Source organism: Isoptericola sp. F-RaC21, assembly GCF_038593535.1.
Lineage (GTDB): Bacteria > Actinomycetota > Actinomycetes > Actinomycetales > Cellulomonadaceae > Isoptericola.
The window spans coordinates 51588-65631 of the sequence record NZ_JBCFYX010000004.1 but is presented as its reverse complement, the minus strand read 5'-3'; the positions used below and the strand labels follow the sequence as shown (position 1 = coordinate 65631).

Genomic DNA, 14044 nt, shown 5'->3' with positions numbered 1-14044 from the left:
CAGGCGCCCCACGAGCCCCACGCGTCGGCCTCGACCACGGCTGCCGTTGCTGGCCGCTTCGGCCGCTGCTGAGCCCGGCCCGGGATACCGGGTCGGCCGTCAGCCTCTACCGGCGGGACGCAGATGCTCGCCGGCGGCGGGTGAGGGCGTCGATCATCTGGGTCGACATCGTGTCCAGGGACGCGGACTTCTCGTCCTCGACGGCCGTCAGCGCGTCGACCTCCTCCTCGGTCAGTGCAGCAGCGACCTCGGTCGCGCGAAGGTTGTCCGTGAGGTGTTCGAGGGACGAGGTGCCCGGGATCGGGACGATCACCGGCGAGCGGCGCAGCAGCCAGCCCAGGGCGACCGCCGACGTCGAGACGCCGAGACGCTGGGCCGGTCGGGTGAGCGCGGGCGGATCGCCGAGCGCTCCGGTCGCGAGAGGGAAGTAGGGGACGAAGGCGATGCCGTCACGCTCGCACGCCGCGAGCACCTCGACGCCACTGCGATCGATGAGGTTGAACCGGTTCTGCACCGCCGCGATCGGCGTCAGGCGCTGTGCGCGCTCCAGCAGCTCGGGCGAAGCGCCAGAGATGCCGATGTGGCGGACCTTGCCCTCGTCGCGCAGCTCGACGAGGGTTCCGAGCGCGTCCTCGAGCGGCACCTCGTCTCCGGGAGAGGCCCCGGGCGCCTGACCGTCGCCCCGCAGGCGCAGGTAGGTGAGCTGGCTGGCCTCGGCCCGCAGGTCGAGCAAGGCGTCCTCGACCTGGGCGCGCACGATCTCCGGGCGGCTGTCGGTCAACCACTCGCCCGCAGGACCGCGTCGGGCTCCGACCTTGTTCCCGATCACGAGATCGTCGGAGTACGGGCTGAGCGCCCGCCCGATGAGCTGGTTGACGGTGCGGGGCCCGTAGGCGTTGGCCGTGTCGAAGAACTGCACACCCTGCTCCACCGCGCCGTGCAGCACGTCGATCGCGCCGAGCACGTCGTCGGGCAGTCCGATGACTCCCCGGCCCGCCAGCTGCATGGCGCCGTACCCGAGACGGGCGACCCGGTCAGTTCCTCCCAGCAGGTGGGTGGGCGTGAACTTCTCGTCGGCCGACATGGTCATCTCATTCCTCCTTGTCCGGTGCGTCGTGTGTGGTCGTGACGCGGTCGGCGAGGGTGCGCAGCCATTGCCTCAGCAGCGCTTCCTCTGCCGAGGTGAACAGCGCAGGAGCCGAGCCGAGCCGAGCGAGCAGCAGTGCCGCGGTGTGCTCGGGGGAACCGGGCTCCTGGGCGCGCCCCGTCAGCTCGGACATCAGCGCCGCGCGCATCGTGTCGGCGAGCGGCACGGTCGCGGATCCGCCGTCGTGGATCAGCCGCATGACGCAGCCCACCGCCATCGCGGTCGTGAGGTCGACGGCCTCGTCCACCTCCATGCGGAGCAGTCCCGCGTCTGCTAGCCGCTCGAGGCCGCGGCGCAGCTCGGCTTCGGCCGTCCGGGCAGCGGGGGACCGGTGGTCCGCAGGCCCGTACATGAGGGCATAGAGGGCCGGGTTCTCCGTCCCGAATCCCACGTGCATGTCCCAGCCCGCCGCGAAGTCGGCGAGCAGGTCATCGCTCCGCGGAACCGCCCGCTTGCGCTCCAGATACTCGGCGAATGCCGCCTCGGTCACGGCCTGCAGGAGGCCGTCCTTGTCGCCGAAGTGGTGATACAGCGTCGGGGCGGCCACGCCCGCCGCCTCGTACAGCTCACGGGTGCTCGGGACGCGCCCCGGTTGCGCCGCCAGCATCGAACGTGCCGCCTCGATCAGGCGATCTCTACCGGACTCCATGTGTACCGACGGTACGCTCGTATGGGCCAGATGTGAATCATCGGTATACGAAGCGCCGGTGCGAGAGTAGGCCCATGGCGAGCAACGAGGTGAAGTTCAAGATCGACGTCCCCACCGAGCTGGAGGGCGGTGTGCCGGCGGACTTCGCGTCCCTGTGGCACACGTCGACGTCGTTCGTCATCGACTTCGTCGCGGCCACGAAACCGCCGCAGCCGGTGACCGACCCGGACACGGGGGCGGTCACCGGCCGCGTGGTGCCGGGGCGGGTGGTCTCGCGCGTGCGCATCCCGCCGCAGCAGGTGTTCGAGCTGGCGCGAGCGCTCACCCAGCAGCTCGACGCGTGGGAGCGGGAGACGGGCAAGAAGACCGACGGCTCCGCCGGCTGAGTCCCTCGGAACCGGGCCTCGACAGGCTCGACCGGCGGACGGTCAGAGCGCGCGCTCGGGCCGGGCGAGGATGCCCGGCACGAGGCGCGCACTCAGCGCGGCGGCGCCGCGGACGGCGAGGAACCCGAGCGCGAACACGGCCAGGGCGGTGGCGATGGCGATCGGCTGGATGAAGATCGCCATCCCGACCAGGGGGAAGATCAGGACCGCCGCGCAGAGGGCGGACCCGCCGGCCACCATCCACAGCGCCGACATCACGGCCCGCCGCGACGCCTCGCTCATCACCGAGCGCGGCACGCCGAGCCGGTCCAGGGAGACGTGCACGGCCGCGCGGTCGAGGGTGCCCGCGGCCTGGTTGATGCCCACCGAGCACGCGACCATGAGGAACGAGATCGCGACGGTGACGAGCACGCCCGTCGAGATGTCCTGCATGAGCCACTTCTCGTCCGCGTCCATGCCCTCGGTCGACGTCATGTGCGTCAGCGCCAGGCCGACGGCGCCGAAGACGCCGACGAAGCTGGTCATCGCGACGCCGCTCACCTGCCGCCAGGCGGCCTTCGGGTCCTCGAGCACCATGCGGGCGGCGAGCAGCTTCGGCACGGTCTGGGCCTTGCGCGCCTGCCGCCGGGACCGCACCCGCACGAACCACGGCCCGAGGGCGTCGAGCGCCAGCAGCATGCCGCCGAAGATCGCGGCCAGCGTCGCGATGATCGCGACGACGCCGCCCAGGTTCCCGAGCACGCCCAGCATCTGCATCAGCACCATGCCGAGCAGGAGCACGCCGACGGCGATCAGCACGCGCACCCAGTGCGCGGTGCCCGCGCGCTGGCGGGTGCGCACGCCGAGCGGCGTGACGACGACCGCGCGCAGGCCGACGACGGCGCTCGCCGCCGCGAGCAGCCCGACGCCGAGCACGGCGAGCGGCAGCCACCACCACGGCACCCACATCTGCGAACCGAGCGCCTCGCCGCGGAACCGCAGCAGGCCGACCACGGGAGCCAGGACGGCGTACCCGGCGACGCCGACGACGGCGCCGACCAGGGCGGTCGCCGCGGCCTCCAGCACGGTGAGCACGGTGATGGTGCCGGTGGTCGCGCCGAGCAGCCGCAGGGATGCCAGCCGCTCGTCGCGGCGTCGCGCCGCGAGCCGCGCCGCCGAGGCACCCACCGTGGCGAGCGGCACCAGCAGCAGCACGACGGCGATGATCGCGAACGCCTCGTAGGTGAACGCCAGGTCGTCGTCCCAGCGGAAGAAGGCCTGCGCGCCGCCCAGCACCACCAGCAGCAGCGCGGTCACGACGGCGAACGCGGCGACGGGCAGGACGGTCGCGAGCCGGTCGCCGTCGCGCCGGCGGGCGAACAGCGGAGCCAGGCGCCAGGCCGTGGTGAGCGCGCCCGCCGGGCGGGCGCCGGGGAGGGCGGCCGGGGCGGCGGTCATCGCGACACCTCGGTCGCGGGAACGGCGGGGGCGGCGGCAGCGGTGTCCGAGACGACCCGCCCGTCGCGCAGGACGACGGTGCGGGCGCAGCGGCGCGCGACGTCGGCGTCGTGCGTGACGACGACCAGCGTGCGGCCCTGCTGGGTGGCGGACAGCAGCAGGTCCAGCACCTCGACGGAGGTGGCGGAGTCCAGCGCGCCGGTGGGCTCGTCCGCGAAGATCAGCCGGGCCCCGGTGACCTGGGCGCGCGCGATCGCGACGCGCTGCGCCTGCCCGCCCGACAGTTCGCCGAGGCGGCGCTGCTCCAGGCCGGCCAGGCCCAGGTACTGCAGCCACTGCGCGGCCTCGGCCTCCGCCTGCCCGCGCGGCACGCCGGCGAGCATCCGGGCCACCGCCACGTTCTCGAGCGCGGTGAGCTCGTCGAGCAGCAGGCCCTGCTGGAACACGAAGCCGAGCTCCTCGCGCCTCAGCCGCGAGCGCTCCCCGTCGTCGAGCGACTCCACCCGCACCGGGCCCTGCGCCGACGCGAAGGTCACCGAGCCGGCCGTGGGCCGCAGGATCCCGGCGAGGCAGTGCAGCAGCGTCGTCTTGCCCGAGCCGGACGCGCCCATGATCGCCACGGACTCGCCCGCGGCGATGTCCAGGTCCACGGCGTCCAGGGCGGGCGTGGTGCCGCCGGGGTACTGCATCGTCAGTCCGCGCGCGCTCAGCAGAGGTGTCATGACACCTACAGTGCCCGCGGCGACCCGCCGGCCGCGTCGGACCACGAGCGGATTCGGCCCGGGCCGGCGTCCCCCTGGGGTATGACCCGGGTCCGGGACACCCCGGAGGATCAGGCTCCGCGGGCGGCCCGGGCCGCGGTGCCCAGGTCGGCGACCAGGGCGGCGAACGCGTCGTCCCAGCCGGACCGGTCGCGCAGCCGCAGCAGGGACGATGGGTGCGTCGTCACGACGACGGACGCGACGGCGGGTACGGCGGCGAGCGGGCCGTCCTCGGGGACGTCGAGCACCTGGCCCCGCACCTCGCCGATGCGGGTCGGGGCGCCCAGCACGGCCCGGGCGGCGGTGGAGCCGAGCGCCACGACGACGCGCGGCCGCACCGCGGCCAGCTCGGCCTCCAGCCACGGGAGGCAGGCGCGCACGTGCGCGACGTCGGGCGTCTTGTGCAGCCGGCGCTTGCCCCGCTCCGGGCGCTCGACGTGCCGGAAGTGCTTGACGGCGTTGGTCAGGTAGACGGCTTCCGCGTCCACGCCGGCGGCGTCCAGCGCGTCGGCGAGCACGCGCCCCGCCGGCCCGACGAAGGGCTCGCCCTCGCGGTCCTCCCGGTCGCCGGGCTGCTCGCCCACGAGCGCGAGGTCGGCATCCGGCGGCCCCGCGGAGAACACCACCTGGGTGGCGTCGCGCCACAGCTCGCAGCCGCGGCATGCGTGGGCAGCCTGGGCGAGGGCGTCGACGTCGCCCCGCTCGGCGCCGTCGGGCACCCAGCGTCCGGCGCCGGGGCGGTCAGGGGAGCGGGGCACGGGCACCTCCGGGGTCGACGGCAGGCGCTGCCAGGATGGCGCTCCCGCCGCGTGCTCGCCGGGCGGGGCGGGCGAGCGGCGACCTCACCTAGGCTTCGTGCCATGGCTTGGAGCTTCGGACGACGTCGGCCCACCACGTACCTGCTGGGGGAGCCGGCCGACCCGTACCCGGCCCAGGCGCCGGAGGCGGCGCGTGGCCGCGTGCTGCGGATCACCGAGATCGGCGAGCCGGTGCTGCACGCCCCGGCCGCGACCGTCGAGGAGTTCTCCACCCCCGAGCTCGCGCGCCTGGTCGACGACATGTTCGCCACGATGGAGAACGCCGAGGGCGTCGGTCTGGCGGCGCCGCAGGTCGGCGTCGGGATCCGGCTGTTCGTCTACGACGTCACCGACGAACGGGGCGACCGGCACGTGGGGCACGTCGTCAACCCGGTGCTCGAGATGGACCACGACGCCGAGCCGGAGACCGAGGACGAGGGCTGCCTGTCCGTGCCCGGCGCGTACGAGCCGCTGGAGCGGCCCGGCGCCGCCACCGTGCGCGGCGTCGACCAGCACGGCGGCCCCGTGCAGCTCACCGGCCGCGGCTTCCTCGCCCGCGCCTTCATCCACGAGACGCAGCACCTGGACGGCACCCTGTACTGGGACCACCTCTCGCCCGAGCTGCAGGCGGACGCGCTGCGGCAGCGCGACGAGGAGCGGGCCGACATCCTCGCCGGGCGGCGCGAGCTCGCCGTCGAGCTGGGCAAGAAGCCCGCCGAGTATCCCGAGCGGCCCGCGGGCGGCCGGTGACCGACCGCCCGCGGGGGGTGCGGCTCAGCCCAGCATGCCCGGCGCGACGGAGAAGAACTCCTTGACGCCGTCGTCCAGGCTCGTCGAGCCGAACGCGATGTCCTGCGCGATGCGGGTGAACTCGACCTCGACGGCGCCGGCGCCCTCGGGCGGCGGCGGGGGCGTCTCGTCCGCGACCTCGGCGATCTCGGCGGCGTAGTCGAGGATCTGCTGGTCCAGCTCGTCGGGGTCGAGCGCGTCGGCGGCCGCCTGCGAGATGGGGCCGCCGCGGGACAGCCCGAACTCCTTGCTCACGGCGGGGTCGTTGGCGATGAAGTCGATGAACTTCGCCGCCTCGTCGGGGTGCTCCGTGTTCGCCGACATCGACAGCTCCAGCGACGGCTTGAGGTACAGCCCCCGGTGGCCCGCGTCGTCGGCCGGCGGCAGCAGCATCGCGAAGTCGCCCTCGGCGCTGCCCTCGGAATAGCGCACCAGGAAGTTGAACCAGCTGATCTCGCTCGCGGAGATCCCCGTGCCGAGCGCGTCCTCGCCGGACAGCTGCTCCACGCGGGCCTGGTCCACGAAGCCGCCGTCCTCGAACAGCGGCTCTCCGCGCTGCCACCACGCGGCCAGGTCGGCCTCGTCGAAGCCGAGCGCGCCGTCGGGCGTGAACAGCGCCTTGCCCTGCTGGCGCAGCCAGACCTCGAAGACCGACCACACCTGGGTGTACGCCACGGCGCCGCCCACCACGGGGTCGTGCTCCTTGCCGGCCTTGCCGACGGCGGCCAGGACGTCGTCGTACTGGTCCCACGTGAGGTCGCCGTCCGGCACGTCGACGCCGAGCTCGTCGAGCAGGCCGGTGTTGACGAAGGTGGCGAACCCGCTGGTGCTGGTCGGGACCCCGAAGATCTGGCCGTCGACCTTCGCCGCGGGCATCACCGACTCCGGGAACGAGGAGACGTCGATGGCGCCGCTCTCGGTGTACTCGTCCAGCGGCGCGATCTGGCCGGTGCCGCCGTACTGCGACAGGTAGGACACGTCCATCTGGAACACGTCCGGGAGCGAGCCGCTCGCGGCCTCGGTGTTCCGGGCGGTCCAGTAGTCGCCGAACCCGGCGTACGACGACTGGATCGTGACGTGCGGGTTCTTCTCCTCGTAGAGGTCGATCGCCTTCTCGTACCGCTCGGCGCGCGACGCGTCGCCCCACCACGCGAACGTGAGGGTGACGTCCTCGCCGCCACCGCCGGAGGCGTCGTCGCCGCTGCAGGCGGTCAGCGCCGCCAGGGCGCCGACGGCGAGGAACGCGACGCCGGGGCGTCGGAGCTTGCTCGTGGACATGAGGGCCTCCTTGCTCACATGTGCTCACCTGTGCCGTCGGGCGACGGTCGTGACGGGACAGATGCTGGCAGGCCGTGGGGCGCACCGAGCGCGAGCGGACAAAAGCGCGCATCGGTGGACATGCGGTCGCGAGCGGGTCAGAGCGTGCGCGCCCAGTCCGCGACGGCGGCCGCGACGTCGTCATCCTTGCCGCGTACGTCGTGGGCGCCCCGCAGCGTGACCGTCGTGACGGGGCCGGGGATCGCCGCGGCGTGCTCGGCCAGCTCCTCGGGGCTGCCGAACGGGTCGCGGTCGCCCGAGACGAAGAGCACCGGCACCTGGAGGTCGCCGAAGTGCTCGACCCGCAGCCGCTCGGGCTTGCCCGGCGGGTGCAGCGGGTAGCTGAGCAGCACGAGCCCGGCCGCGGGCAGGCCCTCGGCCACCGCCATCGAGCACATCCGCCCGCCGTACGACCTGCCGCCCAGCAGGAGCGCGTCGGTGCCCACGCCGAGCGAGCCGGCGAACCGGGCCGCCTCCGCGCGCAGGTGCGCGACGGCGACCGGCGGTCGGTCGGGCACCCGCTTGCCCGCCAGGCGGTACGGGAAGTCGACGAGCTCGGTGGGCAGCGGCGGGTCGAGCGCGGCCAGCCGCCGCTCCACCGCCACGAGCGTGTGGTGGTCGCGGCTCGCGCCCGCGCCCGGGGTGAGGATCAGGCCACGGGGCGGCAGTGCTGTCGGCGGTGTCGGCGTCGTGTCGGGCACGGGTCCAGTGTCGCAAGCCGGCGGTAGCGTCCGGGGGATGAGCGACGTCGAGCGGGGATCCGGGCCGGGGGCCATCGAGCCTGGGAGCAGCGTGCACGGCGAGGACTGGTATGGGCTCGACCTGTCCGGCGCGATCCTGGAGCGGGTGGAGCTGGTGGAGGTGGACCTCACCGAGGTCACGGCCACCGGCGCCACGTTCGACGAGTGCACGTTCCGCGGCGTGCGGTTCAACGCGTCGGCATGGCGGGACTCGGCGTTCACGGGGTGCACGTTCAGCCGCGCCAACCTGTTCGACGCGTCGTTCGAGGGCTGCAAGCTCGTGGGCTCCCGCTTCGACGACTGCCGCTTCGACCTGCTGCGGGCCGAGCGCGGCGACTGGTCGTTCGTCATGCTGCACCGGGCGGCGCTCGACGGCGTCCACCTCGAGGGGCTGCGGATGCGCGAGGCCGACCTCGTGGGCGCCCGCCTGTCCGGGGCCACCGTGATCGGCGTCGACCTGTCCGGCGCGGAGCTGGCCGACGTCGACCTGCGCGGGGCCGTGCTGCGCGGCTCGGACCTGTCGGCGCTCGACCCTCGCACGGCCCGCCTGGCCGGCGCCGTCGTCGACCCGGCGCAGGCGGTCGTGCTGGCGGAGTCGCTGGGGCTCGTCGTCACGCCCTGACGCCTCGCCGGGGCCCGCTCACGGCGTCGTCGTCGTGGGCCTCGTCACACCGCGCGCCCCTTCGGCCTGGTCATGGCGCCGATCCCGGGAGGGACGTCGCCCACGTCACTTCGACCAGTGGTTTACATCGTTTACATTCTTCGTGGAGCAGCGCCCGATGCGCTCTGCCGGACCAGTGCAGGACACCGGAGGATGAGACACCAATGACGGACCAGGTCACGGTCAACCCGATCGTGCTGCAGCGCGCCGACCCGTGCGTGCTCCGGCACGAGGGCACCTATTACTTCACGGGCTCGCACCCGCGGTACGACCGCATCGTGCTCCGCCGCGCCGACCGTCTCGAGGACCTGCAGAAGGCCGACGAGGTGACGATCTGGACCAAGCACGCCAGCGGTCCGCAGTCGCAGCTCATCTGGGCCCCGGAGATCCACCGGGTGGACGGCGCCTGGTACATCTACTACGCCGCGGCGCCGGTCGACCACGGCACGGTGGACGCGCCGAGCGAGAACGAGACGTTCAACCACCGCATCTTCGTGCTGGAGAACACCGCCGACGACCCGTTCGAGGGCGAGTGGACCGAGCGCGGCCAGGTCGACACGGGCTGGGAGTCGTTCGCCCTCGACGCCACGAGCTTCGTCCTCGACGGGGCGCAGTACCTGGTCTGGGCGCAGCAGGACCTCACGGTGCGCGGCCACTCCAACCTGTACATCGCCCGCATGGCGAACCCGTGGACGCTCGCGACGCCCGCCGTCGAGCTGACGCGCCCGGAGTTCGACTGGGAGATCAAGGGCTTCTGGGTCAACGAGGGCCCGTCCGTCCTGGTGCGCGGCGGTCGCGTCTTCCTCACGTACTCCGGCGCCGCGACCGGCATCGACTACGCGATGGGCCTGCTCACCGCGGACGCGGACGCCGACCTCCTCGACCCGGCGTCGTGGACCAAGAGCGCCGAGCCGGTCTTCGTCTCCGACCCGTCCGTCGGCCAGTACGGCCCGGGCCACAACTCGTTCACCGAGACGCCGGACGGCGACGCCGTCCTCGTCTACCACGCACGCACGTACACCGAGATCTCCGGCGACCCGCTGTGGGACCCGAACCGCCATGCCCGCGCCCAGGTTCTCCCCTTCGACGCGGACGGCAACCCCGTGTGGGGCACGCCCGTGCCCGACACCCGCCCCACCCCGACCTCGACCGAGGTCCTCGCTCCGTCCGGAGAGTTCTGATGACCACCACCACAGCGTCCGCCGGCGTCGTCCCCGCCAAGCCCCGGGCCCGCGACTCGCTCAAGAAGCTCTCGTTCTGGAACTTCGGCGGTCTGTTCTTCTTCTACTTCGCCATCTGGCAGCTGGTGATGACGTTCCTCGCGCCGTGGCTCGAGGAAGAGATGGGCATGACCAAGGGCAACATCGGCCTGGTCAACTCGATGATGGCGCTCACCGCGCTGTGCCTGCAGCCCCTGTACGGCTACATCCAGGACCGCCTCGGGTTCCGCAAGAACCTGTTCGCGTTCGTCGTCGTCATGGGCGCGCTCATGGGCCCGTTCTTTGCCTTCGTCTTCCCGCCGATCGTCGGCGCCAACCAGGTGCTCGGCGCCGTCGTGGGCGGCATCTTCCTGTCCCTGGTGCTCAACTCCGGCGTCGGCGTGGTCGAGGCGTTCAACGAGCGCAACTCCCGTGCCAACGGGTTCGAGTACGGGCACGTGCGCCTCTTCGGCTCCCTGGCCGGCGCGACGGCGTCCCTGGTCGGCGGGTTCATCTGGGCGGCCAACCCCGACAACATCTGGTGGGTCGGCACGTTCTCCGCGATCGTGCTCGGCGCCCTGCTGTTCGCCGCCCGCACGCCCAAGGCGGACTCCGCGGCGCACGCCCAGGTGGCCGCCGAGGCCGAGAAGAAGCCGAAGGTCGACTCCGGCACCGTCAAGCGCCTGCTCAAGGACCGGTCGTTCGTCGGGTTCATGGTGCTGATGTTCGGCACGGCGGCGCTGTACGACGTCTTCGACCAGCAGTTCGCCATCTACTTCGGCGAGCACGTGACCGGCACGCTCGACCCGCAGGTGCTGTTCTCCCGCGTCGTGTTCGTGCAGATCCTCCTCGAGGCCGCCGTCATGGTGGCGATGCCGTTCGTCATCAACAAGATCGGCGCCAAGCGCGGCCTGCAGATCTTCGCGCTGGTGCTCGTCGTGCGCGTCGTCGGCTCCGCGTTCTTCACCTCCACGGAGCTGCTGATCGTCTGGCGCCTGCTCGCCGCGATCGAGATGCCGCTCATGCTGGTGTCGGTGATGAAGTACCTGACCCGGATGTTCGACGTCCGCATCTCCGCGACGGCGTACATGATCGGCTTCAACACCGCCAAGCAGATCGGCGTCTTCATCTTCTCCTGGGTTTTCGGGCTCTCATACGACGCGATCGGGTTCTCGAGCTCGTACCTCGTCATGGGGGCGGTCGCGCTCGTGGTGCTCCTCGTGTCGAGCCTCCTCATGGGCAACGACCGCAACCGGCCCGACCCCGTCGGCGACGCCGCGGGCCCCGCCCCGGAGGTCGCACCCGCCCGCTGACCGCCGAGGTAGTTCAAGTCCCCGCGAGGTAGTTCGAAGCTCCGCGAGGTAGTTCCTCTCCTGCCGAGGTGAACTACCTCGCGGAGCTTCGAACTGTCTCGGGCCCGGCTCGAACTACCTCGCGGGGAATTGAACTACCTCGCGGGGGTGTGAACTACCTCGGCGGGGCGGGGCGAGCGGTGCCAGGGTGGGCGCATGACCGCACCGCTCGTCCTCCGTTCTCTCGCGCTGGGCCTCGCGGCGGGGTCGCGGGCCACGCTCGGCGTCGCCGCCCCGCTGCTCGGCCCGGTACCGGCGCACCGGCTGCCCACCCACCGCCTCCGCCGTCCGGCCGGCCTGCCGCGCCTGCTCGCGGGCCTCGCCGTCGCCGGCGAGCTCGTCGGCGACAAGCTGCCCGCCACGCCGAGCCGCCTCGACAGCCCCGGCCCGCAGTCGCGAGCCGCGAGCGGGGGACTCGGCGGCCTCCTCCTCGCGCGCCGCCACCATGCCGGCGCGGCGTCCACGGTCGCCTCGGTGGTCGCCGGCGCCGCGGGCGGGGCGGCCGGCACCTTCACGGGCGCGGCCTGGCGGTCGGTGGTCGCGAGCCGGGGGTGGCCGGACCTGCCCGCCGCGCTCGCCGAGGACGCCGTCGCCGTCGGCCTCGCCACCTGGGCCGCCCGCGCCTGATACCTCCCTGTCGAGGCCGAACAGGCGGTTGCGCACGTTCTGAGCGCTCAAAACGTGCGCAACCACCTGTTCGGCACGACGGACGGGGGCGGAGTCCGGAAGAGTGGGCGCCATGGAGCGGGCGACGACGGGGTGGGCATGGAGGCGATAGGCGGCGTGGTCGGCGCGGTCTTCGCGTTCGTGTCGACGGTGGCGATGCTGGTGCTGCTCGCGTGGACGGCGCGGCGGGTGATGGGCGCGCCGGTCGGCTGGATCCGGGCCGCCCTGGTCTCGCTGGCGGCGATCTCGGGCGCGTCGGCCGCGTTGACGAGCGGGCTGCGCGCGGCGGGCTGGTGGAGCGGGGACGGCACCCTCGAGGTCGACCCGTGGGTCGCGCTGGTCGGGATCGTCCTCGTCTTCTGCTGGGCGTTCGTGCTGGGCCTGTGCGTGCTGCTCGTGCTGGAGCTGCTGGTGCCCACGGGCACGCTGCCCACGCCGTGGCGCGCGGTCCGGCGGCTGCGACAGGGGCGCCGCGAGACGCGCCGCTACGCGCAGGTCGTGGCCATCGCCGTCCGGCACGGGCTGGGCGGCGCGTTCGGTCGCAACCGGCGCGAGGGCCCGACGACGTCGCGCTCGGACGTCCGCCGGCTCGCCGTCGGGCTGCGCGACACCCTCTCCGACGCGGGCGTCACGTTCGTGAAGTTCGGCCAGATGCTCTCCACCCGGCGCGACCTGCTGCCGGACGCCGTCACCGAGACCCTCGCGACGCTGCAGAGCGACGTGCCGCCGGCGCCGTGGCACCAGGTGGAGGCCGTCGTCGAGCGGTCGCTCGGCCGCCCCGTCGCCGAGGTCTTCGCGTCATTCGAGCCGGAGCCGCTCGCCTCGGCGTCGGTCGGGCAGGTGCACGCCGCGCGTTTGCTCGACGGGCGCGACGTCGTGGTCAAGGTGCAGCGCCCGGGCGCGCGCGAGCAGGTGGCGACGGACCTCGCGATCCTCGGCCGCCTCGCGCGCCGCGCCGAGCGCGACACGGGCTGGGGGCGTTCCCTCGGCGTCGTCGCGCTGGCCGACGGCTTCGCCGCCTCGCTGCGGGAGGAGCTCGACTACGCGGTGGAGGCGGAGAACACCCGCGCGCTGCGCGCCGCCCTCGGCGTCACGACGCACGACGGCGCGTCGTCGGGGCCGCTCGTCGTGGTGCCGCAGGTGGTCGAGGGCCCGTCGAGCGACACCCTGCTCGTGCTCGAGCGGCTGGACGGCGTCCCGGTCGGCCAGGCGCAGGCGGTGCTGGCGCGCCTCGACGACGCGGCCCGCGGCGCCCTCGCGGACCGCCTGCTGCGCGCCTCCCTCGACCAGCTGCTGGTCGCAGGCACGTTCCACGCCGACCTGCACCCGGGCAACGTGCTCGTGCTGGCCGACGGCGGGCTGGGCCTGCTGGACATGGGGTCGGTCGGGAGGCTCGGCGAGCCCGAGCGCATCGCCCTCGGCGCGCTGCTGCTGGCGATCGACGGCGACGACGCGATCGCGGCCACCGACGCCCTGCTCGAGCTGCTCGACGCCCCGCCCGGCCTGGACGCGCGGCGCCTGGAGCGGGAGGTGGGGCAGCTCGTGCTGCGCTTCCGGGCCGGTGCGGGTGCGGGAGCGGTGTTCGGCGCGCTCGTGCGCCTGGTGACGGCCGCCGGGATCGCGGTGCCGCCGCAGGTCGCGGCCGCGTTCCGCACGTTCGCGTCGCTGGAGGGCACGCTCGGCCTGCTCAGCCCGGGCTACGACCTCGTCGCGGCGGCCCGCGACCACGGCCGGCCGCTGCTGCACCGGCTGGTCACGCCCGAGACGGTGCGTCGTAAGGCCACGCAGCAGCTGCTGGGCTTCGCGCCGGAGCTGGAACGCCTGCCCCGCCGGGTCACCGGGCTGCTGCGCGACCTCGAGGAGGGCCGATTCACCGTCACCGTGCGGGCGTTCTCCGACCCGGCGGACCGCGCCTTCCTCTCCGGCCTGGTGCAGCAGGTCATCATGACGCTCGTGGCCGTGGGCGCCGTCGTCGGCGCGGTCGTGCTGTTCGTCGCCGACGGCGGACCGATGCTCGCGCCGCAGCTGCCGTGGTTCACCGTGCTCGGCGCGGCGCTCGGGTTCGTCGGCACGGTGCTCGCCGTGCGGGTGCTGGTGCTCGCCTTCCGCGGCACCACGCGCGATCGCTGGTAGCGCGGCATGA

General features: G+C 73.5%; 14 protein-coding genes. 7 read left to right on the top strand and 7 right to left on the bottom strand.

The window, feature by feature from the left end:
- Positions 1-106 precede the first annotated feature (106 nt).
- Positions 107-1090 (bottom strand): aldo/keto reductase, encoded by a 984-nt coding sequence (locus tag AAG589_RS15105; RefSeq protein ID WP_430568100.1) that lies wholly within the window; start codon positions 1088-1090, stop codon positions 107-109.
- A 1-nt stretch (position 1091) separates the two neighbouring features.
- Positions 1092-1796: a TetR/AcrR family transcriptional regulator gene (locus AAG589_RS15100; protein WP_430568099.1), complete on the bottom strand. Its 705-nt coding sequence runs from the start codon at positions 1794-1796 to the stop codon at positions 1092-1094.
- Between the two features lie 74 nt (positions 1797-1870).
- On the opposite strand from AAG589_RS15100, the gene AAG589_RS15095 reads away from it, so the two are divergent.
- Positions 1871-2182: a DUF3467 domain-containing protein gene (locus tag AAG589_RS15095; RefSeq protein WP_430552441.1), complete on the top strand. Its 312-nt coding sequence runs from the start codon at positions 1871-1873 to the stop codon at positions 2180-2182.
- Between the two features lie 42 nt (positions 2183-2224).
- Here the strand turns inward: AAG589_RS15095 and AAG589_RS15090 are convergent, their stop codons facing one another.
- The 3 genes from AAG589_RS15090 to AAG589_RS15080 form a co-directional block, all read right to left on the bottom strand.
- Positions 2225-3619 carry an FtsX-like permease family protein gene (locus AAG589_RS15090; protein WP_430568098.1) on the bottom strand — a complete coding sequence of 465 codons (1395 nt, stop codon included), beginning with the start codon at positions 3617-3619 and terminating at the stop codon, positions 2225-2227.
- The gene (locus AAG589_RS15085; RefSeq protein WP_430568097.1) at positions 3616-4341 is read right to left on the bottom strand and encodes an ABC transporter ATP-binding protein; all 726 of its coding nucleotides are present in this window, start codon (positions 4339-4341) and stop codon (positions 3616-3618) included. Before AAG589_RS15085 ends, AAG589_RS15090 begins: the two co-directional genes overlap by 4 nt.
- 110 nt (positions 4342-4451) lie before the next feature.
- Entirely contained in the window at positions 4452-5138 is a 687-nt protein-coding gene (locus tag AAG589_RS15080) for a UdgX family uracil-DNA binding protein (protein ID WP_430568096.1), read from the bottom strand.
- A gap of 102 nt (positions 5139-5240) precedes the next feature.
- Between AAG589_RS15080 and def the strand changes: the two genes are divergently transcribed.
- Positions 5241-5927 carry a peptide deformylase gene (def, locus tag AAG589_RS15075; protein WP_430568095.1) on the top strand — a complete coding sequence of 229 codons (687 nt, stop codon included), beginning with the start codon at positions 5241-5243 and terminating at the stop codon, positions 5925-5927.
- A gap of 24 nt (positions 5928-5951) precedes the next feature.
- Here the strand turns inward: def and AAG589_RS15070 are convergent, their stop codons facing one another.
- Both AAG589_RS15070 and AAG589_RS15065 read right to left on the bottom strand, forming a co-directional pair.
- Entirely contained in the window at positions 5952-7244 is a 1293-nt protein-coding gene (locus AAG589_RS15070; RefSeq protein ID WP_430568094.1) for an ABC transporter substrate-binding protein, read from the bottom strand.
- Between the two features lie 137 nt (positions 7245-7381).
- Positions 7382-7984: an alpha/beta hydrolase family protein gene (locus tag AAG589_RS15065; RefSeq protein WP_430568093.1), complete on the bottom strand. Its 603-nt coding sequence runs from the start codon at positions 7982-7984 to the stop codon at positions 7382-7384.
- Between the two features lie 37 nt (positions 7985-8021).
- Here AAG589_RS15065 and AAG589_RS15060 point away from each other — a divergent pair, with 37 nt between their 5' ends.
- The 5 genes from AAG589_RS15060 to AAG589_RS15040 all read left to right on the top strand — a co-directional run bounded on the left by AAG589_RS15060 (position 8022) and on the right by AAG589_RS15040 (position 14034).
- Entirely contained in the window at positions 8022-8645 is a 624-nt protein-coding gene (locus AAG589_RS15060) for a pentapeptide repeat-containing protein (protein ID WP_430568092.1), read from the top strand.
- Positions 8646-8848: 203 nt separating this feature from the next.
- Positions 8849-9865: a glycoside hydrolase family 43 protein gene (locus AAG589_RS15055; protein ID WP_430568091.1), complete on the top strand. Its 1017-nt coding sequence runs from the start codon at positions 8849-8851 to the stop codon at positions 9863-9865.
- Positions 9865-11196 carry an oligosaccharide MFS transporter gene (locus AAG589_RS15050; RefSeq protein ID WP_430568090.1) on the top strand — a complete coding sequence of 444 codons (1332 nt, stop codon included), beginning with the start codon at positions 9865-9867 and terminating at the stop codon, positions 11194-11196. The genes AAG589_RS15055 and AAG589_RS15050 overlap by 1 nt, the downstream gene beginning before the upstream one ends.
- A 195-nt stretch (positions 11197-11391) precedes the next feature.
- Positions 11392-11862 carry a hypothetical protein gene (locus AAG589_RS15045; RefSeq protein ID WP_430568089.1) on the top strand — a complete coding sequence of 157 codons (471 nt, stop codon included), beginning with the start codon at positions 11392-11394 and terminating at the stop codon, positions 11860-11862.
- A 138-nt stretch (positions 11863-12000) separates the two neighbouring features.
- Positions 12001-14034 carry an ABC1 kinase family protein gene (locus AAG589_RS15040; RefSeq protein ID WP_430568088.1) on the top strand — a complete coding sequence of 678 codons (2034 nt, stop codon included), beginning with the start codon at positions 12001-12003 and terminating at the stop codon, positions 14032-14034.
- Positions 14035-14044 lie beyond the last annotated feature (10 nt).

Excerpts from the sequence above, each read along its gene's own strand:
- AAG589_RS15105 (WP_430568100.1), bottom strand. The coding sequence starts at position 1,090 with ATGACCATGTCGGCCGACGAGAAGTTCACGCCCACCCACCTGCTGGGA.
- AAG589_RS15100 (WP_430568099.1), bottom strand. The coding sequence starts at position 1,796 with ATGGAGTCCGGTAGAGATCGCCTGATCGAGGCGGCACGTTCGATGCTG.
- AAG589_RS15095 (WP_430552441.1), top strand. The coding sequence starts at position 1,871 with ATGGCGAGCAACGAGGTGAAGTTCAAGATCGACGTCCCCACCGAGCTG.
- AAG589_RS15090 (WP_430568098.1), bottom strand. The coding sequence starts at position 3,619 with ATGACCGCCGCCCCGGCCGCCCTCCCCGGCGCCCGCCCGGCGGGCGCG.
- AAG589_RS15085 (WP_430568097.1), bottom strand. The coding sequence starts at position 4,341 with ATGACACCTCTGCTGAGCGCGCGCGGACTGACGATGCAGTACCCCGGC.
- def (WP_430568095.1), top strand. The coding sequence starts at position 5,241 with ATGGCTTGGAGCTTCGGACGACGTCGGCCCACCACGTACCTGCTGGGG.
- AAG589_RS15070 (WP_430568094.1), bottom strand. The coding sequence starts at position 7,244 with ATGTCCACGAGCAAGCTCCGACGCCCCGGCGTCGCGTTCCTCGCCGTC.
- AAG589_RS15060 (WP_430568092.1), top strand. The coding sequence starts at position 8,022 with ATGAGCGACGTCGAGCGGGGATCCGGGCCGGGGGCCATCGAGCCTGGG.
- AAG589_RS15055 (WP_430568091.1), top strand. The coding sequence starts at position 8,849 with ATGACGGACCAGGTCACGGTCAACCCGATCGTGCTGCAGCGCGCCGAC.
- AAG589_RS15050 (WP_430568090.1), top strand. The coding sequence starts at position 9,865 with ATGACCACCACCACAGCGTCCGCCGGCGTCGTCCCCGCCAAGCCCCGG.
- AAG589_RS15045 (WP_430568089.1), top strand. The coding sequence starts at position 11,392 with ATGACCGCACCGCTCGTCCTCCGTTCTCTCGCGCTGGGCCTCGCGGCG.
- AAG589_RS15040 (WP_430568088.1), top strand. The coding sequence starts at position 12,001 with ATGGAGGCGATAGGCGGCGTGGTCGGCGCGGTCTTCGCGTTCGTGTCG.